The sequence below is a fragment of the Streptomyces torulosus genome (assembly GCF_001419765.1).
GTDB classification, from domain to species: Bacteria; Actinomycetota; Actinomycetes; order Streptomycetales; family Streptomycetaceae; genus Streptomyces; species Streptomyces torulosus.
Map to the genome: position 1 here is coordinate 24,844 of NZ_LIRK01000240.1, position 10,355 is coordinate 35,198.

A 10,355-nucleotide genomic window follows, 5' to 3' on the forward strand; every position below is an offset into this window, starting at 1 on the left:
CCCCGCGTTCAGGCGGGCCACGTCCACCTGTTCCGGTAAGCCGCAGTCCCCTTGTTCCGGTGGGCCGCAGGCCCGCCCAGGTGGTGGGGCTGCGGCCAGTCCCGGGGGTCGTTGTCCGCGTCGGTGTCAGAGCGGTTTGGCGAGGGCGTTGTCCATGGGGGCGGGCTGAGGTGTGGCCGTGTCCCTGGCGGGCCCGCGCGTCACCTTTCTGCCCTTGCTGATCCGCTGCTGCAGCCAGCGCGCCAACGCGTCGAGGGCCGTGTTGATCGCGATGAATATCGCCGCCACGAGCAGTGCGGCCGGGATCACGTTGGAGAAGTTGGCGGCGATGCCGTTCAGGCCTCGGTCGACGAGTTCGTCGTAACCGACGATGAAGCCCAGGGCGGAGTCCTTCAGCAGGACGATGAACTGGCTGATGATGGCCGGCATCATGGCGACGATCGCCTGGGGCATCAGGACGAGCACCATCATCTGGCCCTTGGGCATGCCGAGCGCCCTTGCGGCCTCCGCCTGTCCCTTGGGAAGGCTGTTCACTCCGGCCCGGAGCGTCTCCGCGATCACCGACCCGTTGTAGAGGGTGAGGCCGAGGACCACGGCGGCGAACGGGGACATGGTCGTCCCGGTGAGCGCGAAGGAGCCGAAGAAGGCGCAGAAGATGAGCAGCAGGAGCGGAACGGCCCGGAAGAACTCCACGACCGCTGCTGCGGGTACACGGATCCAGGCGTGGTCGGACATCCGGGCGGTCGCGAAGACCAGCCCGAAGGCGCCCGCGAGCACGATCCCGAGCCCCGCGGCCTTGAGCGTGCCCTCCAGACCCGGCAGGATGAACGTGGTCCAGACGTCCGCGCGCAGCAGGGGCTGCCATTTCTCGGCCGCCCACTGGTCACGCTCGTCGAACCGCGCGTACACCACGTATCCGAGCCAGGCGAAGGCGGCGGTGATCACGGCCGCCAGGACCCGGTTGCGGATGACGCCCCGGCGGCCGGGGACCTCGTACAGATTCGAGTGACCGCTCATCGGGCCACCGCCAGGCGACGCGAGAGCCAGCCGAACAGCAGGCCGGTCGGCAGGCACAGCACCAGGAAGCCCGCCGCGAAGCCGAGGAAGATCTGGATCACTTGGTCGCCGTAGATTTCGATCATCTCCCGCATGCGGACGGAGGCTTCCGCGACCCCTGCCACGAGGGCGACGGTGGTGTTCTTGGTCAGCGCGATCAGAATGCTTCCGAGTGGTGGAATCACCGCCCGGAACGCCTGGGGCAGCACGACGAAGCCCAGGGTCTGACCGAACCCGAGCCCTACGGCCCGGGCCGCCTCCGCCTGGCCGACGGGGACGGTGTTGATGCCCGACCGCAGGGCCTCGCACACGAACGCCGAGGTGTACGCGGTCAGGCCGAGGACGGCGAGCCAGTAGTTGTTGACGCTGATCTGCGCGGAGAACTCCACTCCCAGATTGGCGCCCACGCCCAGGCTGGTGAACAGCAGGACCAGGGTGAGCGGGGTGTTGCGCGCCACCGTCACATAGACCTGTGAGGCGGTGCGCAGCACCGGGAGGGGGGAGACGCGCATCCCGCTCAGCACGGTGCCCAGCACGAGTGAGCCGAGGGCGCTGACAGCGGTGAGCCGTAGGGTCATCCAGAACGCGGCGAGGATCGTTGCTCGCTCGGTGAACAGTGCGTCCATCAGTACCTTCAATCGGGGCGGGGCCGGGCTGTGCGGTCGCGTGTCGCCCGGTGGCCCGCCGTTCGGCGTCGTCGTCAGTACCGCTCGAGGCGCGGGACGCGGAATCCGGAGTCGGAGAGGTTGGACTTGAGCGCTATGGCCCAGGAGCCGTCGGACACCATCTTGGCCAGCGCGTCGTTGACCGCGTCCCGGCCCTTCTTGTCGTCCTTCTTCAGCCCGATGCCGTACTTCTCCTCGCTGAAGGGCGAGTCGAGCACCTTCAGCTTGCCGGGGTGCTGGGCCGCGTAGCCGTAGAGGATGGAGTTGTCGGTGGTGACCGCGTCCAACTGGCCGGTGAGCACCCGGTCCACGCATGCGGAGTAGGTCCGTTCCTCCTGGAGCTGCACGTCCTTGGCGTACTTGTCCTTGATCAGCTGCGCGGAGGTCGAGCCCGCGACCGAACACAGCTTCTTGCCGTCGAGCGACTTCGGCCCCGTGATGCCCTTGTTGTCCTTGCGGACCATCAGGTCCTGGCCGGCGACCAGGTAGGGACCGGCGAAGGAGACCTTCTGCTTGCGGGCGTCGTTGATGGAGTAGGTGGCGACGACCATGTCGACCTGGCCCTGCTGGAGGAACGCCTCCCTGTTGGCCGACACGGCCTCCTTGAAGGTGATGTCCTTCTGGTCGACTCCGAGCTCCTTGGCGACGTACTTGGCGACGTCGATGTCGAAGCCGGTGAAGGAGCCGTCAGGGGTGCGCAGGCCCAGCCCGGGCTGGTCGGCCTTCACGCCGATGACGAGCTTCTTGTCCTTCGCGGCCCGGTCGACGATGGACGATCCGGTGTCGTCGCCGCCGTTTCCGCAGGCGCCGACGCCCAGTACGACGATCACGGAGGTGAGAGCGATGCTGATCAGTCTCTTGGACATGCTGATTCCTTCGATGGCAGACGGGAAGAGGGTCTGGATGTGCGGGTGCGCCCGGCCCTCGGACGGCCGGCCGGTCCGGGTGTCAGTGGGTGAGGATCTTGGCGAGGAACGCCTGGGCGCGTTCGCTGCGCGGGTTGTCGAAGAACTCATGGGGGGTGTTCTCCTCGACGATCTGGCCGTCGGCCATGAACACGACGCGATCGGCGGCCCGGCGGGCGAAGCCCATCTCGTGCGTCACCACGACCATCGTCATGCCGTCCCGGGCGAGGGCCGTCATCACGTCCAGCACCTCGTTGACCATCTCCGGGTCGAGGGCGGAGGTCGGCTCGTCGAAGAGGATCACCTTCGGGTCCATGGCCAGCGCCCGGGCGATGGCCACCCGCTGCTGCTGTCCTCCGGACAGTTGGGCCGGGTACTTGTGGGCCTGACTGCCGATACCGACGCGGTCGAGGAGTTCGTGGGCGCGCTGCTCGGCGGCCCTCCGGTTCTGCTTCAGCACCTTGACCGGGGCGAGGGTGACGTTGTCCAGGACGGTCTTGTGGGCGAAGAGGTTGAAGCCCTGGAAGACCATGCCTACTTCGGCGCGCAGTCGTGCGAGCTGCCTGCCTTCGGTGGGCAACGGCGTGCCGTCGACGGTGATGGCGCCGGAGTCGATCGTCTCCAGCCGGTTGATGGCGCGGCAGAGCGTGGACTTGCCTGATCCCGAGGGACCGATCAGCACCACGACCTCACCGCGGCTCACGGCCAGGTCGATGTCCTTCAGCACATGCAGGGGCCCGTAGTGCTTGTTGACCTTGTCGAGCACCACCAAGTCGGTGCTCGGCACCGCCCGCTGATGCGTCGCGGACATAACCTTGGTCATGGGAAACATCCCTCCCTTCCTCGGATTCGCCGACCGCGATGCCGTTCTCGGCGGCGATGGCGTCACCGTAGGAAAAGCGCACTCCCGCAAGGGGCTTGTGCGCTTTCTGCTCAGCGGGAGGGTGAGGAAAGGGAGGGTGAAGAGCGGGAAAGGGAGGGTGAAGAAGGGGAAAGGGACGGCTTGGCCGCCTTCGCGGACACGTTCATCACGCCGATGGTGTCCCGGAATGCCTTGTCCCAGCGGCCGTCGCGCACGTACTGCTGGATCAGCCCGCTCAGATAGTCGCGGAAGTCGGTGTCGCCCCGGCGCACTCCGATGCCGTAGGGCTCCCTTCCGAACGGCTTGCCGACGAGCCGGACCGTGTCCGGATACTGGCTCATCATGCCCAGCAGGATGGACTCGTCCGTGCTGATCGCGTCGATCCGCCCGTCGACCAGCGCCGACATGCACTCGCTGTAGGTGTCGACGAGGACCAGTCGGGCGCGCGAGACCTCGCCCCGCAACCGCTGCGCGGACGTGGAGCCCGCCGCCGTGCACACGTCCCGGCCGGCGAGGTCGGCGAGGTCGTGGATGCCCCGTTCGTCGCGGCGGACCAGCACGTCCTGACTGGAGTAGTAGTACGGGTCGGTGAAGTCCACGAGTTTGCGGCGCTCTTCACTGATCGAGTACGTCGCCACCACGATGTCGACGACCCCGCGGCGCAGGAAGTCCTCGCGGTTGCGGGGCATGGTCTCGATGAACCGGATGTTGCGCTCGCTGCCGGTGAGGTCCTTGGCCACCATGCGGGCGATCTCCGCGTCGAATCCGGTGATCCGGCCGGTGGCGGGGTCCTTGTACCCGAAGAGCGGATGATCGAACTTGATGCCGACGGTGAACGTGCCCCGGTCCTCGATACGGGCCATGGCCGATCCCCCGGGGAACCGTGCACCGGTGTCCGGACCGGGCAGGCCGCAGCCGCCGAGCACCAGACAGCTCAGCGCGGCCAGTACCGCGCGGCGAGAGGTCATGAATCGCAGAAACGGTAGCGGTGCTGCGGCCGCCCCGACGACCCGTAGCGCAGGCTCGTCACGACGTCTCCCCGGTCGGCCAGATACTCGAGATACCGCCTGGCAGTGGCCCTGCTGATGCCGACGGCCTCGGCGGTCTCGTGAGCCGACAGATCCCGTCCCGCGGCGGCCAGCGCGTCGAGCACCACCCGCTCGGTCGCGGCCGAGATGCTCTTGGGCCGGACGACCGCGTCAAGGTGCAGGGAGCGGAAGACGCGGTCGATCGCGCGCTGCTCCACCATCCCCTCGCCGGCCGACAGGTGTGCCGACGCTGCCGCGTATCTGAGGAGGGTCTGTTCCACCGTGCCTGTCCGGGCGGGCTTGATCAGGTAGTAGAGGGCGCCGCGCTGCATCGCCGCCTGTACGGCGGCGGACTCCCTCCTGCCGGAGATCACGATGACGTCCGTGGGCGCGTAGTCGGGCCGTCGAAGCTGATGGGCCACGTCCAGGCCCGAGATGTCGGGCAGGTGCAGATCAAGGAGGACCAGGCGCGGTGCGAACCGGCGCGCGGCGGCCAGCGCCTCGCGCCCGGTGTGCGCGATGGCCACGACTTTGAACCCGGAAATACGGTTGACCTGCGCCCGCAGGGCAGTGGTGACGACCGGGTCGTCGTCCACGATGAGAAGGGTTATCTCCTTCGACGCCATCGCCACGCTCCTCGTTTCGGCGACCGTCCAGACGACCCCATAGATTCTCAATCGACGCGGTGTCCCCTCGGCATTTTGAGCATTGTGCTCACCGCAAATGTCTCTTTCAACCGCTTGACCTACTATTTTTTTCCCGACAACCACTCTTGTACTGCGGCAGCATCTCGATGAGCCGCCGGTTCACCTGGAGGTGAACGCATTGGGAGGGCGACTCTCCAGGACCGGACGGCCTGCCTGGTCGTTTCCGCGCCGCGGTGACAGCGACCGGGGATGGCTGTTCGCGGTGGCCGCGCTGTGGGTTCTGCTCGGCCTGCTGCCACTCGGGCTGCTGACCTCGTCGAGTGTGACGCTGTCCGACCGGGCTGTCCGCAGCGAGGTGCGCAACCGGGTCGAGACGACCGCCGCGGTGAGCCGGGTGGTCGTGGAGCAGCAGATGGGGACACTGAAGCAGCTCGTCAGCGCCTACGCCCAACGGCCCGCCATACGCGCCTCGGTCAGCTCCGGTGACCGGGCGGCCGGGCCGGGTCTGACCGACGCGCTGGCGGAGCTGGCCCGGATGCGGCCCGGGATCAGTGGAGTGATCGTGGCCGCGCCCGATGGGCGGCTGATCGACGCCCAGCCCTCGGCCAAGCTGTTCCAGGACGTCAGCAGAACCGATTGGTACCGCGCGGTGCGCGACGACATGCAGCCGTACGTGTCGCAGGCGTACACGCCCACCATGCAGGGTGTCTCCCGTGCCGTGGCGGTGGCGGCGCCGATCCCGGGCGAGGACGGCCGGGAGATGGTGGGCATCCTGACGGCCGTCTACAGCCTGGACGCGATCCAGGCGTACGCTTCCGAGGCCGCCGCGGCTCAAGGGATCCGGCTGCTGATCACGGACCGGGCCGGGGTCCTCGTGGCGGACCCGGCGGGCCGGCTGTTCGCGCTCACCTCCTTGCGGGAGGACGCGCGGGTGGACGCGGCGCTGGCCGGGCGCAGGGTTTTCACCAGCTGGCGCGGCACCGAGGGGGCGGTGCTCTCGGCCTCCGAGCCCATCCCGGGCATCGGCTGGACGGTCACCGCGGAGGTGCCCGCCGCCGAGGCACTGGCCTCCGCGGAGCATCTACGCAGCCGGGTACTCTTCATAGCCGCCCTGCTCACCGCCTTGATCCTGGCCGGGCTCGGCTTCCAGGTCCACACCAGCCGCAGCCGTCGACGGGCGCAGCGGACCCTGGCGCGATACGCGGACGCGCTCGCCACGGCGCGGGACGACGCGGTGCGGGCCTCGGCCGCCAAGTCCGAGTTCCTGGCCAAGGTCAGCCACGAGATCCGTACGCCGATCAACGGCGTACTGGGCATGAACACCCTCCTGCTCGACACCCGTATGGACGACGAGCAGCGCCACTACGCGAGCACCGTGCAGGAATCCGCGCAGAACCTGCTCCGTCTGCTGGACGACTTCCTCGATCTGTCGAAGGTCGAGGCGGGCCGTCTGAAGATCGAGAGGGTGGCCTTCGACCTGCCCCGGCTGTGCGACGAGGTCGTGGCCCTGTTCGCCCCGCACGCCTACCGGCAGGGTCTGTGGCTGACGCTGCGCCTGGCCGAGGACCTCCCCCAGCATGTGGCGGGCGATCCCGTCCGGCTCCGGCAGGTGCTGACCAACATCATCGGCAACGCCATGAAGTTCACCGTCCAGGGCGGGATCGACCTGGAGGTCACTCTGGAGGCCGACCGCGATCGATGTGCTCCGTCACCGGAGGCCGACCACGATCAGCGTGCCCCGTCACCGGAGGCCGACCACGGTCAGCGTGCCCCGTCACCGGAGCCCGACCACGATCAGCGTGCCCCGTCACCGGAGCCCGACCACGATCAGCGTGCCCCGTCCGCCGCCGACCGGGCGACCTTGCGGTTCACCGTCCGTGACACGGGCATCGGTGTCGGCCCCGAGGACCGGGACCGGGTCTTCGAGACCTTCCGTCGGCTCGACTCGCCCATCACGCGCCGCACCGGAGGCAGTGGACTGGGGCTTGCCATCAGCCGGCAGTTGGTCGAGCTGATGGGCGGCAGGATCGGGCTGGACAGCGTGAAGGGCGTCGGCAGTCGCTTCTGGGTGACCCTGCCCCTGGACGTCCTCGCCCGGACCGCCCCCGCCCACGAGGAACTGCACGGTCGCCGCGTCCTCATCGCCGACGCGGACGAGGACAACCGGGACCTGGCGCGCCGCATTCTGTCCGGTGCCGGGCTGGTGGTGGAAGAGGCGGCGGACGCTGCCGCAGCCACAGCCGCGCTACGGGCCGCGGCAGCGGCTCGGTCGCCGTTCGACCTGGCCGTCATCGACCTCCACATGTCCCTCGTCGGAAACGGTACGCGTCGGGCCCGGCCGGATGACGACGACAAGGGGTCGCTGGCCGACGCCGTCCTCGCCGACCCTCAACTCCAAGCCACCAGCGTCATCGTGCTGATCACTCCGGGACGCACCGGTGTCGCTTGGCCCGCCGCCTCCCGCACCAAGGACCGGATCGTCCAGTCGGTGACCCTGCCCCTGAGCCGGCGCCTTCTGCTGGCGGCGGCCCAGAACGCGCTCGGCACGACGGGATCCCCCGACCTCCAGGTGCTCCTCCCCCAGCAGTACGACGGCGGAACACAAGATCGCCCGGGCGTCGGGGCACGCCCGGTCCGCCCGGTCCGTGTCCTCGTCGTCGAGGACGACGACGTCAGTTCCCAGGTCGCACGGCTCGTCCTGCAGAAGGCGGGCCACCACGTCGACGTGGTCGACGACGGTGAGCGTGCCGTGCGGGCCGTCCTCCGCGAGCAGTACGACCTGGTCCTCATGGACTGCCAGCTGCCGGGACTCGACGGCCTCGCCGCTACGGCCGAGATCAGGCGGCGCCAGGCCGGATCCGAGCGCGTCCCGATCATCGCGATGACGGCGGCGGCCATGCCGGACGACCGGGTCCGGTGCATCGAGGCGGGTATGGACGACCACCTCACCAAGCCGGTGGACTGGACGCATGTGCTCGCCCGCATCGCCGTGTGGGTGGCGGCGGAACCGCCCACCGAGCCCGCCCCGCCGATCGCTTCGAGCACACCGGCGGAGCTCGACGGTCTGCCCGCCGAGGACATCGCGGACATCGCGGACGCGTTCGCGGCCTCGACCCCTGACATCCTCGGCCGGCTCCGCCAGACGCTGGAGGCCGGGGACTTCGACGCGGCACGCCTGCTGGCGCACCGCCTCAAAGGCAGCTGCGCGACCGTGGGAGCCACCAGGGCGGCGGAACTCTGCCAGACCATCGAAGCCGCTGCCACCTCACGGCGGCCGTGGACGGCTCGGGACGACGCCCCGCTCCCCGCGGTCCTGACACAGTTGGGGGACGAGATGCGCCGGGCCACGCAGGAGTTGCGCAGCCGATGCTGAGGATCGATTCCCGCCCCACCGACGCGACACCTCACCCGACATGGGATCCGCCCTGCGGCGAAAGTTCGCTGAACCTGAGGGAACTTCGGCGGGGATCAACATCTGTCGCCCTGAATGTCAGGGGATGGACTGCCGGGTTCACGGGGAAGTCGCGGGGTCGGGCTTGGTGAATGCTCGCCGGCTGTGCACGAGCAGCTCACGCATCCCTGGGCTGTGCGTGTTCTTCCAGATCAGGGCGAGCAATGCGGGCGTCGCGACGTCATCGATGGTGCGGGCGGTGAGCCGGTCGCGGTAGTGGGCGGCCATGGAGTCGCTGAGGATGGCGACGGCGAGCCCGCGGGCGGCGAGGTCGGCAATGGCGTCCGCGGCGCTGGCTTGCAGCGCGATCGCGGGTTGGAGGTTCTGTGCGGCGCAGGCCTGGTCGAGTACCGTGCGCAGGCCGGTGCCGAGCGGCATGCACACGATCGGGTGGGCGACCACGTCGCGCAGGGTGACTCGCCGTTGTTTCGCCAGGGGGTGCCCGGCCTGGACTGCCACGACGAGCCGCTCGCTGATGACGGTCAGCGCGTCCAGCCCCTCGGGTGTGGCGGCTGCGGCCCCGATGAGTGCCAGGTCGACGGCACCGGTGCGCACCTCCTCGACGAGCCGGTCCGAGCCGTCCTCCAGCAGCGTGATCTCCACACCGGGATGTGCCTGGTGGAACGCGGCGAGGGCATCGAACAGCGGGGTGAGGGTGCAGCCGATGACCATCCCGACGGTGAGGCGCCCCCGGATCAGGTCAGTCACCTCGCCCACCGCCTGGCCGACTGCCTCGGCGGCGGCGAGTGCGGCGCGGGCGTGTTCGAGTGCGGCCTTTCCCGCGACGGTGAGGGTGACGGTGCGGGCCGACCGGTCGAACAGCTCGGCACCGAGTTCCCGTTCCAGTTGGCGGATCTGGGCACTGACGCCGGACTGGCTGATGCGCACCCGGTCGGCTGCCCGGGTGAAGTTCTGCTCCTCGGCGACCGCGACGAAGTACTCCAGCTGCCTCAACTCCATGACTGCAGATTCTAGTTCCCAGAAGTTTCATCTGTTGGACTTCTGGTCAGTAGGTGGCCACGCTGGGAAGCGTCGAAGCCCGACGTCAGGAGGAATTCATGCCGGAGTACGAGAAGGCCATGCGCCCCGAGGACATCACCCGCTTGTTCGTCGAACGATCCAACGCCGGTGACGCGGCCGGGGTCGCCGCACTCTACGAAGAGGGTGCGGTGATGGCCTACCCGCCCGGCGACCAGACGGTGGGCCGGAAGGCGATTCGCGCGCTGTGGGAGCATGTGCTGGCCAACGGTCCCCGTTTCGAGCAGGAACAACCACTGCCGACGCTGATCAGCGGCGACATCGCCCTCACCTCGACCCCGCCGAAGGACGGGGCCGGTGCCCGGGCGCAGGTCGTCCGGCGCCAGCCTGACGGAAGCTGGCTGCGCCTGCTCGACCAGCCCGAGTTCGCCCCACCCACGCGCTGACCCCTCGCTCCCGTGAGTTCGCGGAACCGAGGGCTGTTGGGAGTTGTCCCGTGGGTCGGTGCCCTCAGTGTCAAGGAGTTGATCCATGGGGTCGTGGTGAATGGTGGGGGGCCGATGCCCAAGGGCCGTTTCGGTGAGAGCGCAAGCGGAGTGCTCGTGGCGCATCACGTGGCGGAGCCTGTCAAGGTCGGTCCGGAGGCCGACCGATCAGGATGGTCAGCAGCCACGGCGGATCGGGCCTGCTCGGCACCGCCGCCAACCGCGGCCAGCCCGTGACCCAGCTCAGTGACATTCCCTCTAGTGACCTGAGTCGGAGA

Annotated in this window: 9 protein-coding genes; 2 read left to right on the forward strand and 7 right to left on the reverse strand. The window is 69.0% G+C overall.

Features of this window, described 5'->3' with window-relative positions; translation table 11 throughout:
• Nucleotides 1–126: 126 nt before the first annotated feature.
• The 6 genes from AOK23_RS17090 to AOK23_RS17115 form a co-directional block, all read right to left on the reverse strand.
• On the reverse strand, nt 127–1,017 hold the full coding sequence (locus AOK23_RS17090; RefSeq protein WP_055713569.1) for an amino acid ABC transporter permease: 891 nt from the start codon (nt 1,015–1,017) through the stop codon (nt 127–129).
• The gene (locus tag AOK23_RS17095; RefSeq protein ID WP_055713570.1) at nt 1,014–1,682 is read right to left on the reverse strand and encodes an amino acid ABC transporter permease; all 669 of its coding nucleotides are present in this window, start codon (nt 1,680–1,682) and stop codon (nt 1,014–1,016) included. The genes AOK23_RS17090 and AOK23_RS17095 overlap by 4 nt, the downstream gene beginning before the upstream one ends.
• 74 nt (nt 1,683–1,756) lie before the next feature.
• Nucleotides 1,757–2,587, reverse strand: a complete 831-nt coding sequence (locus AOK23_RS17100; RefSeq protein WP_055713571.1) for a glutamate ABC transporter substrate-binding protein — start codon at nt 2,585–2,587, stop codon at nt 1,757–1,759.
• A gap of 82 nt (nt 2,588–2,669) precedes the next feature.
• Nucleotides 2,670–3,449, reverse strand: coding sequence for an amino acid ABC transporter ATP-binding protein (locus AOK23_RS17105; RefSeq protein ID WP_055713572.1), 780 nt, complete (start codon nt 3,447–3,449; stop codon nt 2,670–2,672).
• A 110-nt stretch (nt 3,450–3,559) separates the two neighbouring features.
• Nucleotides 3,560–4,456, reverse strand: a complete 897-nt coding sequence (locus AOK23_RS17110; RefSeq protein ID WP_055713573.1) for a glutamate ABC transporter substrate-binding protein — start codon at nt 4,454–4,456, stop codon at nt 3,560–3,562.
• A complete protein-coding gene (locus tag AOK23_RS17115) occupies nt 4,453–5,142 on the reverse strand; it encodes a response regulator (RefSeq protein WP_063791348.1) in 690 nt (229 codons plus the stop codon). The genes AOK23_RS17110 and AOK23_RS17115 overlap by 4 nt, the downstream gene beginning before the upstream one ends.
• 283 nt (nt 5,143–5,425) lie before the next feature.
• Between AOK23_RS17115 and AOK23_RS45055 the strand changes: the two genes are divergently transcribed.
• Complete coding sequence (locus AOK23_RS45055) at nt 5,426–8,536, forward strand: hybrid sensor histidine kinase/response regulator (protein ID WP_055713575.1); 3,111 nt, start codon at nt 5,426–5,428, stop codon at nt 8,534–8,536.
• 138 nt (nt 8,537–8,674) lie between these two features.
• On the opposite strand, the gene AOK23_RS17125 is transcribed toward AOK23_RS45055, so the two are convergent.
• Nucleotides 8,675–9,574 carry a LysR family transcriptional regulator gene (locus AOK23_RS17125; protein WP_055713576.1) on the reverse strand — a complete coding sequence of 300 codons (900 nt, stop codon included), beginning with the start codon at nt 9,572–9,574 and terminating at the stop codon, nt 8,675–8,677.
• A 98-nt stretch (nt 9,575–9,672) separates the two neighbouring features.
• Between AOK23_RS17125 and AOK23_RS17130 the strand changes: the two genes are divergently transcribed.
• Complete coding sequence (locus AOK23_RS17130; RefSeq protein WP_055713577.1) at nt 9,673–10,038, forward strand: YybH family protein; 366 nt, start codon at nt 9,673–9,675, stop codon at nt 10,036–10,038.
• Nucleotides 10,039–10,355: the final 317 nt, after the last annotated feature.

What these genes read in the sequence shown, in the direction of transcription:
- AOK23_RS17095 (WP_055713570.1), bottom strand. Translation starts at nt 1,682, where the DNA reads ATGGACGCACTGTTCACCGAGCGAGCAACGATCCTCGCCGCGTTCTGG.
- AOK23_RS17105 (WP_055713572.1), bottom strand. Translation starts at nt 3,449, where the DNA reads ATGACCAAGGTTATGTCCGCGACGCATCAGCGGGCGGTGCCGAGCACC.
- AOK23_RS17130 (WP_055713577.1), top strand. Translation starts at nt 9,673, where the DNA reads ATGCCGGAGTACGAGAAGGCCATGCGCCCCGAGGACATCACCCGCTTG.
- AOK23_RS17125 (WP_055713576.1), bottom strand. Translation starts at nt 9,574, where the DNA reads ATGGAGTTGAGGCAGCTGGAGTACTTCGTCGCGGTCGCCGAGGAGCAG.
- AOK23_RS17100 (WP_055713571.1), bottom strand. Translation starts at nt 2,587, where the DNA reads ATGTCCAAGAGACTGATCAGCATCGCTCTCACCTCCGTGATCGTCGTA.
- AOK23_RS17090 (WP_055713569.1), bottom strand. Translation starts at nt 1,017, where the DNA reads ATGAGCGGTCACTCGAATCTGTACGAGGTCCCCGGCCGCCGGGGCGTC.
- AOK23_RS17110 (WP_055713573.1), bottom strand. Translation starts at nt 4,456, where the DNA reads ATGACCTCTCGCCGCGCGGTACTGGCCGCGCTGAGCTGTCTGGTGCTC.
- AOK23_RS17115 (WP_063791348.1), bottom strand. Translation starts at nt 5,142, where the DNA reads ATGGCGTCGAAGGAGATAACCCTTCTCATCGTGGACGACGACCCGGTC.